Annotated in this window: 27 protein-coding genes; 14 read left to right on the top strand and 13 right to left on the bottom strand. The window is 31.4% G+C overall.

Annotated features, from left to right (window positions below; translation table 11 throughout):
* The first annotated feature begins 19 nt into the window (after window positions 1-19).
* Both lepB and GFJ94_RS11090 read left to right on the top strand, forming a co-directional pair.
* The gene (gene lepB / locus GFJ94_RS11095) at window positions 20-1,735 is read left to right on the top strand and encodes a signal peptidase I (protein ID WP_153201581.1); all 1,716 of its coding nucleotides are present in this window, start codon (window positions 20-22) and stop codon (window positions 1,733-1,735) included.
* An 87-nt stretch (window positions 1,736-1,822) separates the two neighbouring features.
* A complete protein-coding gene (locus tag GFJ94_RS11090) occupies window positions 1,823-2,437 on the top strand; it encodes a WbqC family protein (RefSeq protein WP_153201580.1) in 615 nt (204 codons plus the stop codon).
* Window positions 2,438-2,439: 2 nt separating this feature from the next.
* Here the strand turns inward: GFJ94_RS11090 and GFJ94_RS11085 are convergent, their stop codons facing one another.
* From GFJ94_RS11085 to GFJ94_RS11045, 9 genes are all read right to left on the bottom strand, one after another.
* Window positions 2,440-3,480, bottom strand: a complete 1,041-nt coding sequence (locus GFJ94_RS11085; protein WP_153201579.1) for an endonuclease/exonuclease/phosphatase family protein — start codon at window positions 3,478-3,480, stop codon at window positions 2,440-2,442.
* A 3-nt stretch (window positions 3,481-3,483) separates the two neighbouring features.
* Window positions 3,484-4,347 carry a rhomboid family intramembrane serine protease gene (locus GFJ94_RS11080; protein WP_153201578.1) on the bottom strand — a complete coding sequence of 288 codons (864 nt, stop codon included), beginning with the start codon at window positions 4,345-4,347 and terminating at the stop codon, window positions 3,484-3,486.
* Window positions 4,348-4,385: 38 nt separating this feature from the next.
* A complete protein-coding gene (locus GFJ94_RS11075; RefSeq protein ID WP_153201662.1) occupies window positions 4,386-5,183 on the bottom strand; it encodes a rhomboid family intramembrane serine protease in 798 nt (265 codons plus the stop codon).
* Complete coding sequence (gene mutL / locus GFJ94_RS11070) at window positions 5,183-7,039, bottom strand: DNA mismatch repair endonuclease MutL (RefSeq protein ID WP_153201577.1); 1,857 nt, start codon at window positions 7,037-7,039, stop codon at window positions 5,183-5,185. The genes GFJ94_RS11075 and mutL overlap by 1 nt, the downstream gene beginning before the upstream one ends.
* Before the next feature lie 116 nt (window positions 7,040-7,155).
* Complete coding sequence (locus GFJ94_RS11065) at window positions 7,156-8,034, bottom strand: hypothetical protein (RefSeq protein ID WP_153201576.1); 879 nt, start codon at window positions 8,032-8,034, stop codon at window positions 7,156-7,158.
* 121 nt (window positions 8,035-8,155) lie between these two features.
* Window positions 8,156-8,824: a Crp/Fnr family transcriptional regulator gene (locus tag GFJ94_RS11060; RefSeq protein ID WP_153201575.1), complete on the bottom strand. Its 669-nt coding sequence runs from the start codon at window positions 8,822-8,824 to the stop codon at window positions 8,156-8,158.
* A gap of 2 nt (window positions 8,825-8,826) precedes the next feature.
* Complete coding sequence (locus GFJ94_RS11055) at window positions 8,827-9,126, bottom strand: hypothetical protein (RefSeq protein ID WP_153201574.1); 300 nt, start codon at window positions 9,124-9,126, stop codon at window positions 8,827-8,829.
* Window positions 9,127-9,241: 115 nt separating this feature from the next.
* Entirely contained in the window at window positions 9,242-9,727 is a 486-nt protein-coding gene (gene ribH, locus GFJ94_RS11050; RefSeq protein ID WP_153201573.1) for a 6,7-dimethyl-8-ribityllumazine synthase, read from the bottom strand.
* A 2-nt stretch (window positions 9,728-9,729) separates the two neighbouring features.
* Window positions 9,730-10,509 carry a tetratricopeptide repeat protein gene (locus tag GFJ94_RS11045; protein WP_153201572.1) on the bottom strand — a complete coding sequence of 260 codons (780 nt, stop codon included), beginning with the start codon at window positions 10,507-10,509 and terminating at the stop codon, window positions 9,730-9,732.
* A gap of 135 nt (window positions 10,510-10,644) precedes the next feature.
* Here GFJ94_RS11045 and GFJ94_RS11040 point away from each other — a divergent pair, with 135 nt between their 5' ends.
* From GFJ94_RS11040 to GFJ94_RS11000, 9 genes are all read left to right on the top strand, one after another.
* A complete protein-coding gene (locus GFJ94_RS11040) occupies window positions 10,645-11,724 on the top strand; it encodes a DNA replication and repair protein RecF (protein ID WP_162523842.1) in 1,080 nt (359 codons plus the stop codon).
* Between the two features lie 24 nt (window positions 11,725-11,748).
* Window positions 11,749-12,876 (top strand): UDP-N-acetylmuramate dehydrogenase, encoded by a 1,128-nt coding sequence (gene murB, locus GFJ94_RS11035; RefSeq protein WP_255471480.1) that lies wholly within the window; start codon window positions 11,749-11,751, stop codon window positions 12,874-12,876.
* Between the two features lie 312 nt (window positions 12,877-13,188).
* On the top strand, window positions 13,189-13,392 hold the full coding sequence (locus tag GFJ94_RS11030; protein WP_133610600.1) for a membrane or secreted protein: 204 nt from the start codon (window positions 13,189-13,191) through the stop codon (window positions 13,390-13,392).
* Between the two features lie 12 nt (window positions 13,393-13,404).
* Window positions 13,405-14,514: a glycosyltransferase gene (locus GFJ94_RS11025; protein WP_153201570.1), complete on the top strand. Its 1,110-nt coding sequence runs from the start codon at window positions 13,405-13,407 to the stop codon at window positions 14,512-14,514.
* Window positions 14,505-15,068, top strand: a complete 564-nt coding sequence (locus GFJ94_RS11020; RefSeq protein WP_133610604.1) for an RNA polymerase sigma factor — start codon at window positions 14,505-14,507, stop codon at window positions 15,066-15,068. Before GFJ94_RS11025 ends, GFJ94_RS11020 begins: the two co-directional genes overlap by 10 nt.
* A 46-nt stretch (window positions 15,069-15,114) precedes the next feature.
* Window positions 15,115-15,561, top strand: a complete 447-nt coding sequence (locus GFJ94_RS11015) for a hypothetical protein (protein WP_153201569.1) — start codon at window positions 15,115-15,117, stop codon at window positions 15,559-15,561.
* A gap of 107 nt (window positions 15,562-15,668) precedes the next feature.
* Complete coding sequence (gene lipA / locus GFJ94_RS11010) at window positions 15,669-16,544, top strand: lipoyl synthase (protein WP_133610606.1); 876 nt, start codon at window positions 15,669-15,671, stop codon at window positions 16,542-16,544.
* An 82-nt stretch (window positions 16,545-16,626) separates the two neighbouring features.
* Window positions 16,627-17,658 (top strand): type I glyceraldehyde-3-phosphate dehydrogenase, encoded by a 1,032-nt coding sequence (gene gap / locus GFJ94_RS11005; RefSeq protein WP_238989460.1) that lies wholly within the window; start codon window positions 16,627-16,629, stop codon window positions 17,656-17,658.
* A 218-nt stretch (window positions 17,659-17,876) separates the two neighbouring features.
* The gene (locus GFJ94_RS11000) at window positions 17,877-19,928 is read left to right on the top strand and encodes an ATP-binding protein (protein ID WP_238989459.1); all 2,052 of its coding nucleotides are present in this window, start codon (window positions 17,877-17,879) and stop codon (window positions 19,926-19,928) included.
* On the opposite strand, the gene GFJ94_RS10995 is transcribed toward GFJ94_RS11000, so the two are convergent.
* Both GFJ94_RS10995 and lpxK read right to left on the bottom strand, forming a co-directional pair.
* Window positions 19,903-20,715, bottom strand: coding sequence for a purine-nucleoside phosphorylase (locus GFJ94_RS10995; RefSeq protein WP_153201567.1), 813 nt, complete (start codon window positions 20,713-20,715; stop codon window positions 19,903-19,905). The genes GFJ94_RS11000 and GFJ94_RS10995 overlap by 26 nt on opposite strands.
* Window positions 20,687-21,700: a tetraacyldisaccharide 4'-kinase gene (gene lpxK / locus GFJ94_RS10990; protein ID WP_153201566.1), complete on the bottom strand. Its 1,014-nt coding sequence runs from the start codon at window positions 21,698-21,700 to the stop codon at window positions 20,687-20,689. The genes GFJ94_RS10995 and lpxK overlap by 29 nt, the downstream gene beginning before the upstream one ends.
* Before the next feature lie 110 nt (window positions 21,701-21,810).
* On the opposite strand from lpxK, the gene GFJ94_RS10985 reads away from it, so the two are divergent.
* The 3 genes from GFJ94_RS10985 to rluF all read left to right on the top strand — a co-directional run bounded on the left by GFJ94_RS10985 (window position 21,811) and on the right by rluF (window position 24,830).
* A complete protein-coding gene (locus GFJ94_RS10985) occupies window positions 21,811-22,926 on the top strand; it encodes a Nif3-like dinuclear metal center hexameric protein (protein ID WP_153201565.1) in 1,116 nt (371 codons plus the stop codon).
* A 2-nt stretch (window positions 22,927-22,928) separates the two neighbouring features.
* Window positions 22,929-23,708 (top strand): zinc ribbon domain-containing protein, encoded by a 780-nt coding sequence (locus GFJ94_RS10980; RefSeq protein ID WP_153201564.1) that lies wholly within the window; start codon window positions 22,929-22,931, stop codon window positions 23,706-23,708.
* A 333-nt stretch (window positions 23,709-24,041) separates the two neighbouring features.
* Window positions 24,042-24,830, top strand: coding sequence for a 23S rRNA pseudouridine(2604) synthase RluF (rluF, locus tag GFJ94_RS10975; protein WP_153201563.1), 789 nt, complete (start codon window positions 24,042-24,044; stop codon window positions 24,828-24,830).
* Window positions 24,831-24,907: 77 nt separating this feature from the next.
* Here the strand turns inward: rluF and GFJ94_RS10970 are convergent, their stop codons facing one another.
* Complete coding sequence (locus GFJ94_RS10970) at window positions 24,908-25,399, bottom strand: DUF4468 domain-containing protein (protein ID WP_153201562.1); 492 nt, start codon at window positions 25,397-25,399, stop codon at window positions 24,908-24,910.
* A 36-nt stretch (window positions 25,400-25,435) separates the two neighbouring features.
* Window positions 25,436-25,927 (bottom strand): hypothetical protein, encoded by a 492-nt coding sequence (locus tag GFJ94_RS10965; RefSeq protein ID WP_153201561.1) that lies wholly within the window; start codon window positions 25,925-25,927, stop codon window positions 25,436-25,438.
* Window positions 25,928-25,930 lie beyond the last annotated feature (3 nt).

The following is a 25,930-nucleotide window of genomic DNA, read 5'->3' as shown; positions in this document are numbered from 1 at the left end:
CAAGTAAACGATATTAAAAATGGAAATATCAGGTTGGTTAATCTTTATCTTATTAGTTCAAGTAATTCACGGAATTGGAACTTGGAAATTATATGTAAAAGCAGGTAGAAAAGCATGGGAAGCATTTGTTCCGGTGTATAATGGAATTGTATTAATGCAAATCATCAACCGACCAAAATGGTGGATTTTATTGCTTTTTATTCCAGTTATCAATTTGTTTTTATTTCCAATTATTTGGATTGAAACACTAAGAACTTTTGGTAAAAAATCAACCCTTGATATGGTTTTAGGAGTAGTTACATTAGGATTTTACATCGCTTATGTAAATTACACACAAGAAACTACTTATCATGCCAATCGCGATTTAACGGCACCAAACAAAACAATGGATACTTTGGGTTCGTTGTCTTTTGCAATTGTTGTTGCCACTTTAGTTCACACGTATTTTATTCAACCATATACGATTCCAACATCATCGTTAGAAAAATCGTTATTAGTGGGTGACTTTTTATTCGTGAGTAAGTTTCATTACGGAGCAAGAACTCCTATGACTCCAATTGCTGCACCAATGGTTCATGATACTTTACCTGTTGTAAAAGTTAAATCGTATACTTCAAAACCTTCATTACCTTATTTCCGTTTTCCTGCATTGCAAAAAATTGAGCGTAATGATATTGTAGTTTTCAACTGGCCAGCTGATACTTTATTTCATATGTACAAAGCGGCTGATAAAAGATACGATAAACCAATTGATAAAAAAACCAACTATGTAAAACGTTGTACGGCTATTCCTGGTGATAATTTTGAGATTAGAGATGGAATCATATTTATTAATGGAAAAGAATCTATTCTTCCTGAAAGAGCAAAACCTCAGTATTTTTACTTAATTAAAACAAATAATGTAAACCCAGATGACATAAAAAGTTTCTATCAAATTACAGAAGGTTATCCATTATTTGAAATTAAAAATGAAATTTGGGACAAACCTGAATTAAAAAACGAGCTTATTAGTAGATATGCATTTGAAGAAATATCAAGAGAAACTTTAACAACAGCTGTAACAGGGCAAGTCGATCAAGAGATTTATAACAAGTTAAGTTTGATGATTTCACCAAGTTATTTTTATGGCAACCTTACTTTTGAAAAATTTGAAAAATTAAAATCTGATAGTAGAATTAGTTTTGTAAAACAACAAATTAGCAAAACAGCTGAAGATGGAATATTTACAGATATTCTAGATGGAAAACCTTCATCTAAAAATAGTTGGAACAAAGATAACATGGGTCCAATTTATATTCCAGAAGCAGGAAAAACAGTTGAATTAAACAAAGAAAACTTACCGCTTTACAAAAAGATTATTGGCGAATACGAAGGAAACGATTTAAAAGTAAACGGAAATGAAATTCGCATCAACGGACAAGTTACAACTTCTTATACTTTTAAACAGGATTACTATTGGATGATGGGAGACAACCGTCATAACTCATTAGATTCCCGTTATTGGGGATTTGTTCCGGCTGATCATATCGTTGGAAAACCAATTTTCATTTGGATGAGTATTGATGGAATTAATGATGGCATCAAAAACTGGAGCATTCGTTGGGATAGATTATTCACAACGGTTAGCGGTGATGGGCAACCAAAATCGTATTTCCAATATTTCTTAATTGCTTTAGCAGCTTACTTTGCTTTTGATTATTTCAGAAAAAAGAAGAAAAAGAAAGAAGAAGCTTAATTATATTTCAAACACTAATTTCACTAATTTTCACAAATTAATTCGTGCTAATTAGTGAAATTAGTGTTTTTAAAACAATATTTTATAATGAACAACATCCTAATACATCCAACTTATTTCCCATCAATTAGCAATTATGTGGCAATGCTTCAAGCGGATTCGGTTACGTTTGAAATGGAAGATAATTTCCAAAAACAAACCAATAGAAATAGGATGTATATTTATAGTCCAAACGGAGTTCAATTACTAAATATTCCGGTAAAACATGCTGTTGAAAAACATCAAAAATATAAAGATGTTCGCATTGAAAACGATTTTGGTTGGCAGAAAAACCACTTTAAATCACTTGAAGCAGCTTACCGAACTTCGCCTTTCTTTGAATATTTTGAAGATGATTTCCGTCCGTTATTTGAAAAGAAGCATGAATTTTTAATGGATTTGAATTTAGAAGTTTTTCAATTGGTAAACGATTCATTGGGAATTAATATCCAACCCAAAAAAACTACTGAATTCTTCCATGAAGTTCCTGATTATACTGATTTCAGACATTTAGTAAATGGAAAAAAAGATACTACTCAAATAGAAGAATACACACAGGTTTTCAATGAAAAACATGGTTTTATCAATAATTTAAGTATTCTGGATTTGTTGTTTAACGATGGTAGATACGCTGTTGATTATTTGAAGAAACAACAACTTTAGCACTACTCTTTGTCCTCAATTTTCAAACGTGTAATTTGCGGAAAATGATCACTTTGTTTGAAAGTTTCAATCGATTTGAATTCTTTTACTTCAATGTTTTCTTCTACAAAAATATAATCAATTCGAGCAGGGTAATATTTGTAATTATACGATTTACCAAAACCAGTTCCAGCTTGTTCAAAAGCATCTTTCATATCACCTTTAATCGTTCGATACACGTAAGAAAAAGCACTATTATTCAAATCGCCACAAATAATTTTTGAAAATTTACAATCTTCAAAATGCTTTTTAATCAATTCAGTCTGTTGTTGCTGCACAGTAAAAGCTTCGCTTAATCGTTTGAAAATAAACTTTGACTTTTCTTCATCAATTTTTTCATGAATATCTGTACTGATTTTTATGGATTGCAAATGCATACTATACACACGAATAGTATCTTTACCTTTAACAATATCAGCAAAAATGACATTGTTACTCGAATTTGGAAACTCAATTTCTCCCTCGTGAATCATTTTAAAATTAGAATAAATGGCTTGTCCGTATTTATTTTTTCCACCATACAACTTTGTAAAATTGTATTTAAAATTGAACGATTTTGAAACCAATTCGTTTGGAGAAAACTCTTGCAAACACAAAATATCAGGTTGTTCTTCCACTATAAACTTTGAAATTTGTTCTGGCACATCTGTATTGGGTAACCATTCATATAAATTGAACAATCTTACGTTATAGCTCATTAATTTAAAATCGGAATTTTCAGATGGTATATTGGTTTCAGAAAATTTATAAAATCGATTTACAAACGTAATTCCTAGCAACAAAACAAATCCGGAAAGCAACATATAACGCTTTAACTGAAGTAACCAATACACAAAAAAGAAAAAATTAAGGAATAAAAACACAGGCAATCCTAATGTTAAAACACTTAAAAACGGAAAAACTTTTGGCGCTAAAAAAGGCAAAGAATAAGCAACAAAAGTTACTACAGCAAGAACTATATTAAGAAAAAACATTAATTTGCTTAACCAACTTTGTTTTTGCATGTATTACTTTCCTGCTTTAAATAGGAATTCCTTTTCTTCTTTTGTTAAACTATCATAGCCCGATTTACTGATTTTATCTAAAATATCATCAATTTGTTTTTGAGTAAAATCTTTCTTCGATACTAACGAATTTACAACATTTTTTGTTGCGTTGCGATGTACTTTTTTAAAAGGTGTTTTCTTTTTAGGTTTAAAAATATTCACAATGGCATCTAAAAACAAAGAAAATGGTTTGGTTAAATCGGTTCCAGATTGCAAGATTTTTACATAAATAAATCCGAATAAAGCTCCACCAAGATGCGCTAAATGTCCACCGGTATTTTCTAAAGGCAATTGAATTAAATCAATAAATAATATCACAAAAGCAACATGCCAAAGCTTCACAATTCCTATTAACGGAATGCGCAACAACATAAAAGGCGCATACGTTGTTGTAGCAATTAAAATAGCCATAATTGCACCACTTGCTCCTACTAACAAACCAGCTTTTCCAATAAAAAAATAGGATAAAACAAAGGTAATTCCGGAGAAAATACCACCTAAAACATAAACACCAAACAATTGTTTATCGGTAAAATAGGTGTTAAATAATCTTCCGGAAAAATGCAAAATTAGAAGATTAAAAATCAAGTGAAAAATTCCGGCATGAAAAAAATTAAACGTAATTATTGTCCAAGGTTTAACCAAAAACGTATTGATATCAGAAGATAATGCAACAACATCAAAATAATTGAAATCTATTTTTGAGAATTTTAAAACAACATCCAACAGCGTAAAGACTAAAAAAAGACCAATGTTCCAAAAGATTAACTTTTGAACCATGCCTCCTGTTTTGTATTGTAGTTTTAAATCGTCTAAAATATTCATTTTCTGTTTTCTTTGCTCTTAATTCTATTTTCTAAAAACTATCTATCCCAGCGGTTTTTATCAAACTGGTTTTTCTTCCAATACCACATCATAATAAAACCAAATAAAGCACCACCAACGTGCGCAAAATGAGCAATTCCTCCACCAAAAATACTATATCCTGTAACTCCAGAAAATAAATCTAACAAGACAATTACGGGAACAAAATACTTTGCTTTAATGGGAACTGGAATAAATAGTAAAGCTAATTCTGCATTAGGAAACATAAAGGCAAAAGCAACTAACAAGCCATAAATTGCTCCTGAAGCTCCAACCATAATTCCTTGATTTTCACAAGCTGCTTGAAACAAAATCGTAAAATTATCAGTATCAAAATTATATTTTTCCAATAGGGGTTTTGTTGCTTCAAATAACAAATCAGATCTAAATGAAATTCCATCACTCATATCAGCATTTAACATTAGTCTCATATCGGCTTCAGAAATTGAAGTTATTGAAATTTCATTAATTAAAGAATGAAACTCATAATAATTTATTCCAGATTGAATTAAAGCTGCTCCAATTCCACAAGAAAGGTAAAAAAACAAAAACTTTTTAGCGCCCCAAAAATGCTCTAAAGCACTTCCAAACGAAACCAAAGCAAACATATTAAAGAAAATATGCATCAAACTTCCATGCATAAACATATGCGTAATGGGTTGCCAGAATTTAAAACCATCGCTCTCAAAATAATGTAGCGATAATAATTCATTGGCTTGTGGCACAAAATAACTTCCTATAAAAAATAAAACGTTAATAATTAATAACTGTTTTACGGTATCGGTCATATTATTCATCATAGAGCAAATCTTTTATCTAAATCTTCTACCGTTAAGGTAATAAATGTGGGTTTTTGAAAAGGGGAAACATTTGGGTCTTTACAAGCAAACAATGAATTTACTAAATTTTCTTGCTCTTTTACAGTCATATAAGTTCCTGTTTTTACAGCCAAACTTTTAGCCATCGATTTTGCAATGCTATCACTTTGCGAAAAACTACTTTCCGGAATTTCATTTTGTAAATTACTGATTAATTCTTCTAAAACGATTGAAACTTCGCTTTCTGCCATTAAAATGGGTAAGCCCGAAATTTGAACGGAATCCACATTAAACGCGTCAAAAACAAATCCTGTATTTTCTAATGTAGGTTGTAATTCTTTCAATAACTGCATTTCATCTGACGAAAAATACACTGTTAAAGGAAATAACAATTGCTGACTTGAAGCTTTGAAAACAGTAATATTAGTCAAAAATTGTTCATACAAAATGCGTTCATGCGCACGTCGTTGATCAATCACCAACATACCTGATTTTATGGCACTAACAATATATTTTTTATGAATTTGATAGGTTGAAGTTGGTGCACTTTCTACAGTATCTTCAGAAAATAAAGTTCCTGTAACTTCTGCACTTTCAAACGAAAATTGCTCTATTTCTTGAGCTTCTTGTTTTAATCCAACATATAAACTTTCCCAACTTGCCGTTGACGTTTCTCTCTTGTAACTTCCAAAAGAAGAAAGCGATTTAGCAGCTGGTTTATCATTGGCAAACGGATTAAAACTAGAATCAACTTGAATCGTAGGAAAATCGGCTTCTTTATCTTTGTATTGATATGGCGTGTCTAAATTTGAATCGCGTTCAAAATCTAAAACTGGCGCTACGTTAAATTGTCCTAAACTATGTTTTACAGCCGAACGCAAAATAGCATATAACGAATGTTCGTCATCGAACTTAATTTCTGTTTTGGTTGGATGGATATTGATATCAATAGTATGCGGTGGCACTTGTAAATACAAGAAATAACTTGGTTGATTGCCCTCCTTTAACAAACCTTCGTAAGCACTCATGATAGAATGATGCAAATAGGCACTTTTGATGTATCTATCGTTTACAAAGAAAAACTGTTCGCCTCTACTCTTCTTAGCGAATTCTGGTTTTACAACAAATCCTGTGATATTGATTAACTCGGTTTCTTCTGAAACGGGTACTAATTTTTCATTGGTTTTTCCACCAAAAACATTTACGATTCTTTGACGATAATTTGAACTTGGTAAATTATACAACTCACTTCCGTTATGAATCAACGTAAATGAAATCGACGGATGCGCCATTGCCACACGCTGAAATTCATCCATCACATGACGAAATTCAACTGTTTCTGATTTTAGGAAATTTCTTCGAGCTGGAATATTAAAAAACAAATTTTTAACCGCAAACGAAGTTCCTTTTGGCAAAACCGCTACTTCTTGTGTAACTAATTTACTGCCTTCAATTACGATATGCGTTCCTAATTCTTCCTGATCTTGTTTGGTTTTCATTTCTACATGCGCAATTGCAGCAATAGAAGCCAATGCTTCTCCACGAAAACCTTTGGTATGTAAATCAAATAAATCTTCCGCTTGGCGAATTTTAGATGTCGCATGACGTTCGAAACACAAACGTGCATCGGTGGTGTTCATTCCTAAACCGTTATCAATTACTTGAACTAAAGTTTTTCCGGCTTCTTTAACGATTAATTTGATATCTGTAGCTTTTGCATCTACAGCATTTTCTAACAATTCTTTTACTACAGAAGCTGGTCGTTGAACGACTTCTCCAGCAGCAATTTGATTGGCAACATGATCGGGTAAAAGTTGAATAATACTCGCAGTCATTTGACGAATAATGAATTTAGGTGAATTGCAAAAATAAAGAATTTATATGTGGTTTTCTTTATAAAAAAAATAAACCTACATAAAAAATGTAGGTTTATAAAAACAAACTTTAAAAACTAAAATCGATATTTATATTCTAAATTCATAACATAAGAGCGAGTTAATCCATCAGGTCTAGCATCTCTTACAATTAATGGTGAACCAAAATTAAATTCGAGCGCATTTTTATCGTTAATTGCATATTGAACCAACAGATTCGCATTCAGTGTTAAGCCTTCTGATCCTTTTATCTGAATTTCCTGATTGGTAACATCTTCAAAAGTGTCATTAGCTAAATGGTAGATTGGGAGCAAACTTGGGCTTAGTTTCCATTTATTAGTTATTTCGTAGTTATAACCTACTCGCAATAATAAATCGGGCGCTCTATTAAATTGATTTGTTGTAAAAAATTCATTTGTACCTAATGGCTTAAAAAAAGTGTTTTTAATCTTATTCAGCGGTTGTTGATATCCCAGAGCAAAAAATAAATTATTATATTTTTTTGACACACCCAACACTAAATCATATGTTCCCAAACTCGGTTGTAAGTCCATTGGTAAAGCAACACCATTTTCTTTTACATTTCCATCGGTAAATGGAATTTTTAATCCTATACTTGCACTAATTGTTGGATTTATCAAATAATCTGCAATAATATATCCATCAGAAATTGCGCTTGATGAAACAGCATCGTTACTTTGACTTGTGTAATTTATTCTTGTTCCAAAATTTAATTTTTCGCTTATTTGATATTTGTATTCTAAGTACATACCAAATACCGATACATCAAAATCTGCACTACCTTGATTGATTCCAAACTTTACTGTATGTTTTAAAGAATCAACCATAGTGCCATATTTCATATTTTCGGAGGTGCAAAATCCGGCATCACTGCAGCCTTGTGAAAAAATATTACTTGATACAAATACTATAAAAGCAAATACAATTTTTTTCATCTTTTCGAGCTAATTTAGTTAATATGAAGAACTTCAATACTTCTTCAATACATTTTAACAATAAAATGATGTTCAAAATTATATTCAGAAAAATGAAAAAAATGTTAGCTAACTAACACAACTAATTTTTATAAAGAATTATTTGTTTTCGTTCAAAAGTTAATACTTTTTCATCTTGAAGTTCATTGATTAAAATATTCAATGTTGGTCTCGATAAACCAATTAATGAAGCGATATCTTTTTGAGTAAATGGATGCTTAATAACAGTATCACCTGAAACTGCATTTTTAAATCCGTAATCATCTGCTAATTCTTTTAAAAATTCTAATAAACGTGTTTTAGCATCTTTGAAAAGCATAATTTGTAGCCTTCGTTCTAATTTTTTAAAGCGATAACCGATGAATTTATAAATCGAAATACTAAATTCTGTATTTTGTCGAAGTAATTCGTGCATTATATCCAAAGTAACCACACAAGTTGACGCTTCATTATCTAATGCTTGAGCAAATTCATTTCTTTTTTCTTCACCTAAAATGGCTTTTTCTCCAAAAATCTGTCCTTTGGATAAAATAGCAGTAATCATTTCCTCTCCATCTTCAGTAAGATAACCTACTTTAATTTTACCAGAATTAACCAAAAAAACTTTATTAGCAATATCATCTTCAAAATAGATATAATCGCCTTTTTTAAAAAAGTTAAAAGAGTGATCTTTCTTGTATTCGGTAAATTTATGCGGACAAAGAATTTGAAAAACATCAATATTATCAAAAAACCAAATACTATTATTCATATTTATTTTCTTTTAAAAATGGATAAATCAAAATCGATGATGTACATAAAAACCAATAACAAAACTAATATGATAATCAAAATTCTCATATTAAATTGACGGTTTCCTCTGTGACGACTGCTGGTTCTGGCTTCGCTCCAATGTGCTCTAAAATCATTATAATTAACTGACTCTCTGTCTTTTCTGATTGAAGAATCAAAATCGAACGGATTATCCACCTCTTTACCTTGGTAATGACGTGGTGTATAATTAAACTTTTTATTTTGTGGCAATTTGAATCCTCCTCTTCCAAACTTAAACATATCGCATTATTTTTTTCAAATTTAGGGATTTTTACGCTTTTAACCTCCAAATTTTTGTTAACAAAAAATCCCGATGAAAATCGGGATTAGTATATTGATTTTAAAGGAAATCCTTTTATTTTCTATTCAAATCTACCATTTTAATTGCAGCTATTGCAGCTTCTACACCTTTATTACCGTGTTTCCCACCACTTCTATCTAATGATTGTTGCATGTTGTTATCGGTTAGCACGCAAAAAATGGTTGGCACATCATATAAAAGATTCAAATCCTTCATGCCTTGTGTTACGCCTTCGCAAACAAACTCGAAATGCATGGTTTCCCCTTTAATTACACAACCAATTACAATTACAGCATCTAGCTCTAATTTTTCATGCATTTGGCGTGCTCCGAAAATCAATTCGAAACTTCCCGGCACATTCCAACGGATGATATTTTCTGGCAAAGCACCACAATCTGTTAAAGCTGAGAAAGCTCCGTTATATAAACCTTCGGTTACTTGTTCGTTCCATTCTGAAACAACAATCCCAAACCGAAAATCTTTCGCGTTTGGGATTGTGTTTTTATCGTAATTGGATAAATTTTTATTTTCTGTTGCCATTCTTATTCAGTCATTGCAATGAAAGCATCAATATTCATTCCTTCTTTAGAAGTTTCATATTTCTCTTTAATCTCAACAAACAAAGCATGTGCTTCTGCTTTTTTACCAGCTGATAAACTTAATTGAGCTGCTTTTAATAAATATCTTGGCGTTGTGAAATCATTTTCAGAAGCTTCAGCTGCTTTTTTGTAATAAGAAATAGCATCTTCTACTTTATTAGTTTCCGATAAAGCATCTCCGATAGCTCCTAAAGCCAATGGTTTTAAAATAGCATCTTCCGATTTGAATTTCTCTAAATACGTAATTGCATTTTTAAAATCACCTAAGTTTAAGTAAGCCATACCAGCATGGTAATTAGCTAAGTTTCCTGCATCAGTTCCTGAATATTGCTCTGCAACTCCGATAAACCCTAATTTACCATCACCACCTTTAAGTGCTAAATTGTATAAAGAATCGTTTTTCTCTGTAGCATCAACTGCTTGTTGAAAATATTGTTGTGCTTGAAAAATTTCGTTAGCTGCTTTTTCTTCTTTTGGCTCCACAACAAAACGATTGTATAACAAATAACCTAAAGTTGCGATTGCAATTGCTCCAACCACTCCTAAAATTACTTTTTGATTTTTAGCTACCCAATCTTCCGTTTTTGATGCTGTTTCGTCTAATGTATTGAAAACCTCAGCGGTTGTACTATCTGTAGTATCAATTACTTCTTCCAATTCGTTTTCAACTTTAGCTTCTTCTGGTTTTGGAGCTTTGTAACCTCTTTTGTTATATGTTGCCATTTATATTAAATTTAATGAGGTGCAAAAATATAATTTTTATTAAAATTAAAAACCATTTTAGTATATATTTTTAACAAATTCGATTTACTTTTGCATAAAGTCCTATTTTTAGTCAAAAATCAAAGTATACTTATTGTGTTTTTAAAACAATTATCGCTTCTTAATTACAAAAATTTAGCCCAAATCGAATTTGATTTTGACGCTAAGATTAATTGTTTTGTTGGAAAAAACGGTGTTGGAAAAACCAATATTTTAGATGCGATTTACCATTTAGCCTACGGAAAAAGCTATTTTAATCCGTTGGCGATTCAAAATATAAAACACGGAGAAGAATTTTTTGTGATTGATGCTTTGCTTGAAAAAAAAAATAAAGAAGAAAAAATTGTTTGCAGTTTAAAAAAAGGGCAAAAAAAAACCATCAAACGCAATGGAAAAGTTTACGAAAAACTTTCTGAACATTTAGGATTGATTCCTTTAGTGATTATTTCGCCTTCTGATGCCGATTTGATTGTGGAGGGAAGCGAAACACGTAGAAAATTTATTGATAGTGTAATTGCAACTTTAGACAATACGTATTTGCAATTGCTGATACAATACCAAAAAACGTTAGCGCAACGAAATGCTTTATTGAAATATTTCGCTTTAAATCATACATTTGATGCGGATAATTTATCAATTTATAACGAGCAATTGAGTAATTCCGGACAATTAATTTTCGAAAAAAGAAAACAATTTCTTGCCAATTTTATTCCAATTTTCGAAAAACATCACACCAATATTTCAGGTGGAAATGAGAAAGTTGCATTAAAATACGAAAGTCAATTATTTGAAAAAGATTTAATGTCGCTTTTAGAAGAATCGCTTCAAAAAGACCGAATTATTCAATATACCAGCGCTGGAATTCATAAAGATGATTTGATTTTTGAAATAGATGGTTTCCCTATTAAGAAATTTGGTTCGCAAGGCCAACAGAAATCATTTTTGATTGCTTTAAAATTGGCGCAATTCGAATTCATGAAAAAACAAAGTGGCGAATTACCAATCCTTCTTTTTGATGATATTTTTGATAAATTGGACGAAACGCGTGTGCAAAAAATTGTAACGATGGTGAATGATGCTGTTTTTGGACAAATTTTTATTTCCGATACACATGTAGAACGAACGGAATTGATTATTAAAGAAACACATCAATCTTATAAAATATTTCCGATTTAAACTTGAATAATTTTTGGAACACAGATGGAACAGATTTTAAAAATTATTAAAATTTCTTTAATCTGTGTTCCAAAGAAGATACTTCATAATGTTGAATTTGAAAATTACCACATAAACATTACATTTGAAAAAAATTATTCTACGATGAATATTCAAACCAATTTCTCTCTAAAAAATTACAATACTTTTGGAATTGAAGCCAAAGCCAAACAATTTGTTTCGGTAAGTTCGATTGATGAATTGAAAGAAGTGTTGACAGAAAACGATGATATTTTTATTTTAGGTGGCGGAAGTAATATGCTTTTAACACAAGACATCGAAAAATTAGTCGTTCATGTGAATTTAAAAGGAAGAGAAATTGTTGAAGAAAACGATGATTTTGCCATTGTAAAAGCTCAAGCTGGTGAGAACTGGCACGAATTTGTACTTTGGTGCATTGACCAAAAATTTGGTGGAATTGAGAATTTATCGTTGATTCCCGGAAACGTTGGTACGACTCCAATTCAAAATATAGGTGCTTACGGTGTTGAAATTAAAGATACCATGTTTTCTTGCGAAGCTTTAAACTTGAAAACATTAGAAATTGAAACTTTCACTAATGCACAATGCAAATTTGAGTATCGCGAAAGTGTATTCAAAAACGAATTGAAAAATCAATATATCATTACTTCGGTTTGTTTTAAATTGACTATGAGAAATCATAAAGTTTCTACTACTTATGGAGCAATTGAAACCGAATTACAACAAAACGGAATCGAAAACCCAACTCTAAAAGATGTTAGCAATGCTGTAATTGCAATTCGTCAAAGCAAATTACCAGATCCAAAAGAATTAGGAAATAGCGGAAGTTTCTTTAAAAACCCGATTATAGTAAAAGACGCTTACGAAAAAGCAAAAGCACTTCACCCAGAAATGCCGCATTATGTAGTTTCAGAAACCGAAGTAAAAGTTCCTGCTGGTTGGTTAATTGAACAAGCCGGTTTTAAAGGAAAACGCTTTGGTGATGCGGGTGTACATAAAAATCAAGCTTTGGTTTTAGTGAATTATGGAACCGCAACTGGAGCAGAAATTGTAGCCCTTTCGAGAAATATTCAACAAACCATTTTAGAAAAATTTGGAATTGCAATAGAAGCAGAAGTAAATATTATTTAGTTGGGAGTTGGGAGAAGGAAGTTAGGAGTTTGAAATCTTGGCGTGCTTTTTTAAACACATAGACACATTAGATTTGCTTTGTGTTGATTTTAGGCATTTCACTTTTCATAGGCAACATAAGAAATCCGCTTAAATCTGCGTTTTGCATTAGCAAATCTGCTCTATCTGCGTGCTAATCTTTTTCGACTTAAAGATTTCTTCCATTTCTTAAATCTGTGTTCCAAAAAATTTGAATTTGTTTTTGAGATTTGTTTGGAATTTGGGATTTGTTATTTGGATTTTAATTAATTTTGCAGTTCAAAATAGAAAAAGATGAAACTTGTATTAGTAACCATTGGACTTTTAGGACTTGCGTTTGCAGGTATCGCGATAAAAATTTGGGCAAAAAAAGATGGAAAATTCGCTGGAACTTGTGCTAGCCAAAGTCCGTTTTTAAATAAAGATGGAGAAAACTGCAGCTATTGCGGAAAAACTCCAGAACAAATGAAAGACTGCAACGAAGAATCGCACGCATAATTTTATCCATTTATGATACAAACAATACTCTTAATCGCTTTTGCGGTTATCGTGTTTATTCAATTTATTTATTACCTTTTTATTTTCGGAAAATTCTCATTTGGTAAAAAAACCGAAGGAACTCCGAAACGTTTACCTATTTCCATAATTGTTTGTGCTAAAAACGAAGAAGAAAATATCAAAAAGTATTTTCAAACTTTAGTAACTCAAAATTATCCTGATTACGAAATTGTCTTAATTGACGATGCTTCGAGCGATGAAACTTTGGAACTTTTTGAAAGTTACGAAAAGCAATATGCGAATGTAAAATTGGTAAAAGTTCAAAACAACGAAGCGTTTTGGGGTAATAAAAAATTCGCGTTAACCTTAGGAATCAAAGCCGCAAAAAACGAGTATTTAGTTTTTACCGATGCAGATTGTTATCCAGCGTCAAACGATTGGTTATTGCAAATTTCGAGTCAATTTACCAAAGAAAAAACCATCGTTTTAGGTTATGGTGCTTACGAAAAAGTGAAGAATTCTTTCCTAAACAAAATCATTCGTTTTGAAACGATGTTAATCGCTACGCAATATTTTTCTTGGGCGAAAATTGGCAAACCTTATATGGGTGTTGGGCGCAATTTAGCTTACAAAAAAGAAGAGTTTTTCAACGTTCGTGGTTTTATGGATCACATGAAAATTCGTTCAGGTGATGATGATTTATTTATCAATCAAGCGGCTACGAAAAAGAACACGGCAATTTTATACACTCCAGAAAGTTTTACTTTTTCGGAACCAAAAACTACTTTTTCGTCTTGGATGTACCAAAAAAGAAGACACGCTACCACTGCGAAATTCTACAAAGGATTTGATAAATTTCAGTTGGGATTATTTTTCTTTAGTCAGTTTTGGTTTCTAGTTTTAGCGATTGTTTTATTAGCGTTTCAATTCCAATGGATGATTGTGACTGGAATTATTGTTTTCAGATATTTATTCACTTGGATTTCTTTAGGCTATGCCGCTGGAAAACTAAAAGAAAAAGATGTGATGTATTGGTATCCGATTATTGAAATTGTGCTTATCTTTACACAACTGAGCGTATTTTTTAGAAACCTCATCTCAAAACCTGTACATTGGAAGTAAATTCGGTCATTATTCAAGAAAACATTGAAAAAGCAAAAAAGGGAGACCAAGTTGCTTTCACGTTTTTATTGGATTTTTTCTGGAATGAAGTCTATGGTTTCATGCTAAAACGCACCGAAAACGAAACCGATACTGAAGATATTGCTATTGAAACTTTCGCGAAAGCATTTGATAAAATAGCAACCTATAATCCCGAATATGGATTTAATACTTGGCTGATTGCGATTGCAAAAAATGTACATATTGATATGCTTCGCAAAAAGAAATCGTCTTTATTTATTGAAATGAATGACGAAGAAGACCATCAAGCCTACAGCGTCGCCGATGACTCCAATTCTGCTGAAGATGAATTGATTATCGAGCAAAATTTAGCCCAATTACTCCAATACATCAAACAATTGAAACCTGCTTATCAGGAAGTCATTCAAATGCGTTATTTTCAAGAAATGACCTATCAAGAAATGGCTGAACAAATTGATGAACCGTTGAATAACATCAAAATTAAGTTACTTAGAGCTAAAAAATTATTGGCGGAGATTATTTCGGGGAAGTAGATATTTTCTTTAACTTTATAACAAGTTCAACTATTTAATAAAGTATATGAAAAATATCAAATGGATTTTACCTGTTATAATTTTACTTTCTTCATGTTCTGAAAAACAAACTGATCTAATTGAAGTTGAATTCAATTTTAATCACACTCTGACTTGGGATTCATCCTCTAATCGTTTTGTTGAAAATAAAAACTTTAATGATTTAAAAGTTAATTACATCAAAAACAGAGATGAAATTATTGAAAGTATATTAGATACAACATCATTAAACATTAAAAGTTGTATAAAACAAAATAGCAACCTTAGAAAGGGCGACTTATCAATTATTCTCATGAAATCCATTGAGTATGTAAATTTCTCAAAAATATTTTCTGGAAATCAATTTGATCATTTTTATAATTGTAATTACCCAATTGGTTTATTTGATCATATTGAACGAAATCGAAATACTTTTGTTGAAAAATTGAAAAAAGAGAAAATCGATTTAAAATAATCTTCTTTCACATTTCCTAAAACTTTCCTAAAGTTTTCTCATTTTCTAAATTCTTACTTCTAAATTCTAAATTTCATATCGTATCTTTGCCTCTCAAAATTTTGATTATGGACACGGCTATTGACAATGTTTTTCCACCAAGAGAACCCAAACCAAAATGGTTACGCGTAAAATTACCAACCGGTAAAAACTACACCGAACTAAGAGGTTTAGTAGATAAATACAAACTGAATACGATTTGTACTTCGGGAAGTTGTCCTAATATGGGCGAATGTTGGGGTGAAGGAACCGCAACTTTCATGATTTTAGGAAATATCTGTACACGTTCGTGCGGCTTTTGTGGTGTTAAAACCGGTCGTCCAGAAACTGTGGATTGGGACGAACCTGAAAAAGTAGCGCGTTCTATCAAAATTATGAACATCAAGCATGCTGTAATTACTAGCGTTGACCGTGATGATTTAAAAGATATGGGTTCGATTATTTGGGCAGAAACCGTGAAAGCCATTCGCCGAATGAATCCAAATACGACTTTAGAAACGTTAATTCCAGATTTTCAAGGCAACACGAGAAATTTAGACCGAATCATCGAAGTAGCTCCAGAAGTAGTTTCACACAACATGGAAACCGTAAAACGTTTGACTCGTGAAGTACGCATTCAAGCGAAATATGAAAAAAGCTTGGAAGTGTTACGTTATTTGAAAGAGCAAGGCATCAAAAGAACTAAATCGGGTATCATGTTAGGTTTAGGTGAAACTGAGGAAGAAGTGATTCAAGTTTTACATGATTTAGCTGATGCGAAAGTGGATATTGTTACTATTGGTCAGTACTTACAACCAAGTAAAAAACATTTACCGGTTAAAGAATACATCACGCCAGAGCAATTTGCGAAATACGAACAAATAGGAAAAGAATTAGGTTTTAGACATGTGGAAAGTGGCGCTTTAGTGCGTTCTTCTTATCATGCAGAGAAACATATTCATTAAGCGGGAAGCTGGATACTGGAAGTTTTTTAAATCCTGAATTCAAATAATTAAGCTTAGTTACACTAACTTTTCAACTTGAAACTTGAAACTTGAAACAAAAACATTGAAACCTGAAACAAAAATAAAAATTGCTATTAATGGTTTTGGAAGAATTGGACGTAATTTGTTCCGATTGCTTTTGAATCATCCTACTATTGAAGTAGTTGCCATCAACGACATTGCAGATAATAAAACAATGGCGCATTTGGTGAAATACGATAGCATTCACGGTGTTTTGAATCAAAAAGTTTCGTTTTCTGATGATTCGATTATCATTGATGATAAGTCATTTTTGTTTTTTCACGAAAGAGAAATTAAAAATTTAGATTGGAAATCGGCAAAAGTTGATATTGTAATTGAATCGACAGGAAAATTCAAAACGTTTGAAGAGATTAACCAACACATTTTAGTTGGAGCGAAAAAAGTAATTCTTTCCGCACCTTCTGAAGTAGATGAAATAAAAACCGTTGTTTTAGGTGTAAACGAACACATTTTAAACGGAAGTGAAACCATTATTTCCAACGCAAGTTGTACCACGAATAATGCCGCTCCGATGATTAAAATCATACAGGAATTGTGCGAAATTGAGCAAGCGTACATTACCACAGTTCACTCCTACACTACCGACCAAAGTTTACACGACCAACCGCATAAAGATTTGCGCAGAGCTCGTGGCGCTTCTCAATCTATTGTTCCAACAACAACTGGAGCAGCAAAAGCATTGACAAAAATATTTCCAGAATTAGAAGGAAAAATTGGTGGTTGTGGTATTCGCGTTCCAGTTCCAGATGGTTCGTTGACCGATATTACTTTCAATGTAAAGCGTCAAGTTTCTATTGAAGAAATCAATCAAGCATTCAAGAAAGCAGCTGAAACTAATTTTAAAAGCATTCTTGATTACACTGAAGACCCAATTGTTTCTGTGGATATTATTGGAAACCAAAATTCTTGTTTATTTGATGCGCAATTAACTTCTGTTATTGATAAAATGGTTAAAATTGTAGGTTGGTACGACAACGAAATTGGTTATTCTTCTCGATTAATTGATTTAATTACCTTCGCATATAAAAAATAAAGTTTTTTTTTATATGTAAAAAACTTAAATTGCAAAGTTAAATATAACTAGGGCATTCCTTGATTAATCGACTTCTCATATTATTTCTTTTAATAACTGTAAACAGTTACTCGCAATCTATATATAAAGATGCGGGGAAAATAAGCGATAGTACTGATTACTACTTAGAGATTGGTCTTTTTAACAAAGAAGAAAAAAAATCCTACTCAAAAGCTATTTTGTACACCGAAAAAGCTATTGAATTTGCTAAAAAAAATAATTTAGAAAAAAAATTAGCTGATTGCTATCTTCAATTAGCCACTATATTTTATGAACTAGAAAAAAATGATTTAGCAATAGATTATTACATAAGAGCGATTAGCATTTATAGTAAAAGCGAGCCAAAATCTAATATTGCGCTTTCTTATTATGGTTTAGGAAAATGTTATCTTAAAAAAAACAAGATTGATTACGCTGAAACCTTTTTTGAAAAAGCTACAGTTATTTATAAAAAATTAAACTTCCTTGAAGCTATTGAATTAATTAATCTTCAAAAAGCTATCATAAAAAAAGAAAAAGGAAAAATTGACGAAGCTAGCCTTATACTAAAAGGAGTTGTAGAAAACATTAGTGACGACGCTTTACTTAGCACAAAAACAGAAGCTTACATTCAGTTAGGTGAAATAGAAATTTTAAAAGAGAAGTATCCACAAGCGATCAATTACTTCAATCTTGCCAATCAAACAAACAAAACAAACAATAATGATTTTCAATTAACCAAACGCATTTACATCCTACTAAGCACTACATATGAGAAAAACAGCAACATTTCAAATGCGAATTTATATTTAAAAAAATATGCAAATTTAACAGATTCCATAGGAAAATATTATAATAATTATGTAGCTGAAAACACTGTTGACAAAATTCAATTTGATAAGCAATTGAAAACTATTGAACAATTAGACAAAGAGAAAAAAAGTCAACAAAAAACCTTAAGATTCTCTAAGTTAATTAGTATTTTGAGTATTGCCTTAATTTCGATTTTATCCTTATTGAGTTTGTCTTTGTATAAAAACAATAAAATTAGAATTACTACCAATAAACTTTTAAAAGAAAAAAACAGAGAATTAACTATAGAGAAAGATAAAGCTGAAAGTGCTTCAAAAGCTAGAGCTGATTTCTTATCTACAGTAAGTCATGAACTTCGAACTCCTTTAAATGCTATTAATGGAATTACGTATCTTTTATTACAAGAAAAACCAAAACCAAGTCAGCTGAATTACTTGAAATCACTGGAGTTTTCAGGAAATTACTTATTAAATTTCATTAATGATATTTTAGAAATCAATCGTTTAGAATCTGACAAAGTAGTAATCGAAAAAATCAATTTTAACATCTCTGAACTTACTGAAAACATTGTCACTTCATTCAAAGAATTCATTCACGAAAACAACATTAAATGTCACTTAAATATTGACAAATCGATTGATTACAATTTACAAGGAGATCCAACTAAATTATCTCAAATTCTGATTAATTTATTAAACAATGCTATTAAATTTAGTAAAAATGGAGATATTTGGTGTACTATTAAAAATAAGCGAGAAACAGAAGATAACGTAACTTTATATTTTGAGATTAAAGACAACGGAATTGGTATCCCAAAAGACAAAAAAGAAGCTATTTTTGATAGTTTTAGCCAAGGTTCGGTTGAAATTAATCGCACTTATGGAGGGACAGGTTTAGGTCTTTCCATCGTGAAGAAAATTTTGGAATTAATGGAAAGTGAAATTCACCTAACGAGTGAATCTGGAAAGGGTAGTGCTTTTAGTTTTGAATTAGAATTTGAAAAAGGAGCAGCAAACAAAAGTAAAAAAGTAGAAATTACCCCTAACTTAACTTTACTGAATACGAAAAAAGTCCTTTTAGTGGAAGATAACAAAATCAATCAAATGATTACACAGAAAATGCTCGAAAGAAGGGGCATTTCATGTAATATTATTGATAATGGAGAAGATGCCATAGAAGACGCAAAAGTAAATGATTACGATTTAATTCTAATGGATGTTCACTTACCTGGAATCAACGGAACGGAAGCAACTAGTGAAATCAGAAAATTCAACAGTCATATTCCAATTGTAGCACTAACCGCAATCTCTCTAAATGAAAATAGAGAAATGCTTCTATCATATGGTATGAATGAAGTAATCACAAAACCTTTTGAACCAGAGCATTTCTATAATGTAGTAACCAAATACTTAACTAGTACTGAGCAATCAAATTCTTAATTAAGTTTCTTACATGAGGTTCTGCTTTTTGTGCCGCTTGTAACACTTCTTCATGGTTTACTTCTTCGATATTTTCCTCATCACCCATATCAGTAATTACAGAAACTCCAAAGCACTCCATATTCATATGACGTGCCACAATCACTTCTGGAACGGTTGACATTCCAACACAATCTGCTCCTAAAGCTTTTACCATTTTATATTCGGCAAGGGTTTCAAATGTTGGACCTTGTAATCCTAAATAAATACCTGTTTTAAGATAAATATTTAAATCCTCAGCCAATTCAAATGCTTTTTCAATCATTGCTTTAGAATACGGTTCGCTCATATTTACGAATCTTGGACCAAAACGTTCATCATTATGTCCTCTCAAAGGATGTTCAGGCATCATGTTGATATGATCAGTAATTACAACTACATCTCCAACAACATAGGCAGGATTTACACCACCCGAAGCATTGGAAACAACTAATTTTTCTACACCCAAATATTTCATTACACGAATTGGAAAAGTAACTTGTTTCATATCGTACCCTTCATAAAAGTGAAAACGTCCTTGCATCGCCACCACTTTTTTCCCTTCAATTGTTCCAAAAACCAAAGCTCCATGATGCCCTTGAACGGTTGAAACTGGGAAATTTGGAATTTCCGTGTACGGTAATGTATATTCAATGGTAATATCTGAAGTAAATCCGCCTAATCCTGAACCTAAAATTACACCGTATTCTGGAGTAAAATTGGTTTTGCTTTTAATAAAACTAACTGTTTCTTGTACATTTTCCCACATAATCTTCTATTGTTTTATCAATATTTGCATTTAAAAAAGTTGATTTTATTGGCAAATAGAACAATTGCGATTTTGGCAATAATCCGTTTAAACGAACAAAATCTTTTTCTGTTGTAATTATTTTTCTTCCGTTGGCTTTTGCCAAAATTTGCTCACAATCTTGTTTCGAAAAATGATAATGATCTGGAAAAACCAAAGTCTCATCTGTTTCATTTTTTAGAAAATTGAAGAACAATTTAGGTTTTGCAATTCCAGCAACCAACACTTTACTTTCGGATTGAATTTCAGTAACTAAATGTTGCACATCATTCCCAAAAACAAAATCATCATACTGAATTGTTGTAAATAAAACCGGTTGATTTACTTTTAACTTTTCTCTGATTTTCTGCTGTGCAAGTTCGGACAAATCCTTCGGACATTTTGTGACAATTATCATATCCGCTCTTCTTTTACCAGATGAAGGTTCGCGTAAATTCCCGAAAGGCAAAATATAATCGTCGCAAAACAAATCGTCATACGCCGTAAGCAAAATATAAAAACCAGCTTTTACTTTTCTATGCTGAAAAGCGTCGTCTAATAAAATGATGTCTGGTTTATTCTGAAGTTGTAATAAATTTTCAATTCCGTTTTTACGATTGGCATCAACTGCCACTTGAATGTTTGGAAATTTTGAATAAAACTGAAATGGTTCATCACCAATAGAACTCGCAGTTGCGTTTTCATCTGCCAAAATAAAACCTTCAGTCGTACGCTTGTAACCGCGACTCAAAACAGCCACTTTATATTTCTCTGAAAGCAATCGGATTAAATATTCAATTTGAGGTGTTTTTCCTGTGCCGCCAACGCTAAGGTTACCAACAGCAATTATAGGTATATCAAAAGAATAACTCTTGAAAATGCCTTTGTCGTAAAGCCAATTTCGGATAAACGTAATAAGCCAATACAAAAAGGCCAAAGGAAAAAGTATTTTTCGTAACAAAATCATATTACGAAAGTATAATAAATTATCATCATATTAAAGTTTATGCTATTTATCATTTCATTTCTAACTGGTATTTCGTTAATTTGTGTAATCATTTAGTAAAATCAAACATCATGAAACTTTCCGATATACTTTCTGTTCTTGAAGAAATGGCGCCACTAGGTTATGCCGAAGATTTTGATAATGTTGGCCTTTTAGTTGGCAATCCAAATCAGGAAATTTCAGGCGTTTTAGTTTGTCATGATGCATTGGAATCAGTGATTGATGAAGCGATTTCGAAAAAATGTAATTTGGTGGTTTGCTTCCATCCTATTTTGTTTTCGGGAATTAAGAAAATAACGGGCAAAAATTATGTGGAACGCGCGATTTTAAAAGCCATTAAAAATGATATTGCAATTTATGCCGTTCATACTGCTTTAGACAATCATCAGAATGGAGTTAATAAAATTTTCTGTGATGCACTAGGGTTAAAAAAATCTAAAGTTTTAATTCCAAAAGAAAATTACATTCAAAAATTAGTTACTTATACGATTCCGGAAAACGTTGAAAAATTGCGAAATGCCTTGTTTGATGCTGGAGCTGGAACCATTGGAAATTATGAAGATTGCAGTTTTAATTCGAAAGGAATTGGAACATATATGGGAAATGAAAATTCGAATCCAGAAATTGGTGAACGTTTTGAATTTGTCGAAAACGAAGAAATTAAAATCGAAATGACGTTTGAAAAGCATTTGCAAGGGAAAATCTTGAAAGCTTTATTCAAAAATCATGTGTATGAAGAAGTAGCTTACGAAATTTATCAATTAGAAAACAAACATCAAAATATTGGTTTGGGACGCGTGGGTGAATTCGAAAATCCGCTTTCTGAAACCGAGTTTTTGCAATTAGTAAAAGATAAATTACAATGTGGAGGTATTCGTCATTCGGCTTTTACTGGAAAATCAATAAAAAAAGTAGCCGTTTTAGGCGGAAGTGGAAGTTTTGCAATTAAAAACGCAATATCTTCAGGAGCAGACGCTTACCTTACGGCCGACTTAAAATACCATCAGTTTTATGAAGCTGAAAATCAGTTACTTTTAGCCGATATTGGTCACTTTGAAAGCGAAAGATATACAAAAAATTATATTGTTGATTTTCTTAAAGAAAAAATCACTAATTTTGCACCAAATTCGCTGCAATGCGGAATTATTTTATCAGAAGAAAATACAAATCCAGTTAAGTACTTTTAAATATGGCAACAATCAAAGAGCTAAGTGTAGAAGATAAGTTAAGAGCCCTTTATGCTTTACAACTAGTTGACTCTAAAATAGACGAAATAAGAAATGTAAGAGGAGAATTACCTCTTGAAGTAGAAGATTTAGAAGATGAAGTTGCAGGACTTTCTACTCGTTTAGAGAAACTAAAAAGCGATTTAGAGACTATTGACGAGCAAATCAAAGACAAGAAAAATGCTATCGACGAGCACAAAGCTGCGATTAAAAAATATTTAGAGCAACAAAAAAATGTTCGTAATAATAGAGAATTCAACTCTTTAACTAAAGAAGTGGAGTTTCAGGAATTGGAAATTCAATTGGCTGAAAAACACATTAAAGAAATGAAAACTTCTATTGAGCACAAAAAAGAAGTAGTAGCTCAAACTAAAGAAAAATTAGACGGAAAACAAACTCACTTAAAACATAAAAAAGCTGAATTAAGCGATATTATGGCTGAAACTGAAAAAGAAGAAAACTTCTTATCAGCAAAATCAGAAGAATTAAGAGGTCAAATTGAAGAGCGTTTAATTGCTGCTTACGACAGAATTAGAAACAGTGTAAGAAACGGTTTAGCGGTTGTTTCTATTGAGCGTGGCGCTTCTGCCGGTTCATTTTTCACAATTCCACCACAAACGCAAATGGAAATTGCAGCTCGTAAAAAAATTATTACAGATGAGCACAGTGGAAGAATCTTAGTAGACGGTGTTTTAGCTGACGAAGAAAAAGAAAAAATGGAAAAATTATTTGCTAGCATCTAATTGAATCCTTTTCCAAATAAATGAAAGTCCTTTTTTTAAAAGGGCTTTTTTTTGTTTTTATTACACAGAGATTCACAGAGATTTTTTGACTTTGATTGAATTGAAAAGAGATACGCAGAGACATTAACTTTTAAGACAAAATACTTGGCGAACTTTGAGGTTAAATTACACAGAGATTCACAGAGTTTTTTTTGATTTTGATTGTGTTGATAAGAGATACACAAAGACGTTTTACTTTTTTAAAAACTTATAAAGAAACTTTGTGTTACACTGTGAAAACTTTGAGAAACTTTGTGCAACAAAAAAATTACTAAAAAAACTTATCTTTGCATCATGGAAGAAAATACAACACGAATTAATAAATTTTTATCAGAAACAGGTTTTTGTTCTCGTAGAGAAGCCGATCGTTTGATTGAGCAAGGAAGAGTTACTATTAACGGAAAGATTCCGGAAATGGGTGCTAAAGTTGCGCCTGGTGATGAAGTTCGTGTGAATGGTGAATTGGTACAACAGAAAAACGAAAAACCTATTTATTTAGCGTTTTACAAACCGGTTGGTATTGAATGTACGACCAACTTAGGTGTGCGAGACAATATTGTAGATTACATCAATTATCCAGAGCGTATTTTTCCTATTGGCCGTTTGGACAAAGCCAGTGAAGGATTGATTTTTATGACGAATGATGGCGATATTGTAAACAAAATTCTTCGTGCGAGAAACAACCACGAAAAAGAATATATCGTAACCGTAAACAAACCCATTACCGACCGATTTATTGACCGAATGGCAAACGGAATTCCGATTTTGGAAACGATTACCAAGAAATGCAAAGTAGAACAAATTAGCAAATACGTTTTCCGAATTATTTTAACGCAAGGTTTGAATAGACAAATTCGTAGAATGTGTGAATATTTAGATTACGAAGTAACGGCTTTAAAACGTACTCGCATTATCAACATTTCATTAGACGTACAAGAAGGCAAATACCGAAACTTAACCGATGCCGAAGTTGCGGAATTAAACCAACTAATTGCTCCTTCAAGCAAAACGGAAGAAGCGAGTTTACCAAGTAATAAAAGCAAATTTACGGGGAAAAGGAATTATGGGGAGAGGAATAGATAGAAAATAAATAATTTGAAAAAGCTAGCGCGAGCATCTTGCTCGTGCTTTTTTTTGCTTTGTGGGCACGAGCGTGTCAACTACCAATCACTTTTTCTGTTTTGAATGATGTATTTTTTTAAATCATCTATTGATGCTATCAAATTTTTCTCCGTAGTTTTTATAACTGATTTTTTGAAACCTAAACTTTTACTTTCAAATTCTAAACTTCCTGAACCAGAGCTGTAATAGCTAAAATTTGAGTAAAAATATCTTAACTTATTATCTTTAAAATCTAAGATTAAAGTGTGAGCTATCCAAACATCTTTCATAAACATTGAAGTTTTAAAATTACCTTTTACAATAATTTTTAGACTCTCTTTATCTGCTAACTGAATAACATCATTTGCAGATTTATAATTAATAGCAATCCACTCTTTAGCCTTAGTGAAAATCATATCTGCCTTAATACTATCAAAAACTACAACGCCTTCAGATTGGTATTTTCCGGAAATACTATCTTTAACTATTGTTTGCCCAAATAATGGAATAACAAAAAATGAAAAAATGATTCCAAAAATTGATTGTTTCATTGAATTTTATTTTTAAGTAACCGTTATTAAATTTAATTATTTAGACAAGTGTAACGAATCTATTTTTCCATCAACTTTATTTAAATCATCAGATTTTATTTTTTCTACACTATCATTATTTATATTTTTTGAGACATCATTTTTAAAATAAAAAAGTCCGCCAATAAAAGCTAATATACTTATAATTATATATTTTAATACTTCAATTTTTATATCTTTTGATTGTATTAAAAAATATTTTAATTGCCATTGAAGTTTGAGATACTCAAAGTAATTAATATCTAAAAACATTTTAAAAACCTCTCTATTAATAGATTTTTTAATAAAATATTTACAAAACATATTTGATTCATCCTGTTTATATGTCTTCAATATTTCAAGATTTTCTGCAAGTTCTGAATTATTTTCAAATGGCTTTATTCCATTAAAAAATTCCATTTCAATCTCTTGTATTTTACCATGTTTAAAAAGTAATTTACACTCAATAAGCTCTTTGCTTTTATACTCTATAAATGATTTTACCCACATTAT

This window comes from Flavobacterium sp. LMO8 (genome assembly GCF_009495755.1).
GTDB lineage: Bacteria > Bacteroidota > Bacteroidia > Flavobacteriales > Flavobacteriaceae > Flavobacterium.
Note: the sequence above shows the minus strand (reverse complement) of the source record. Positions and strands in the feature narration are given on the sequence as shown.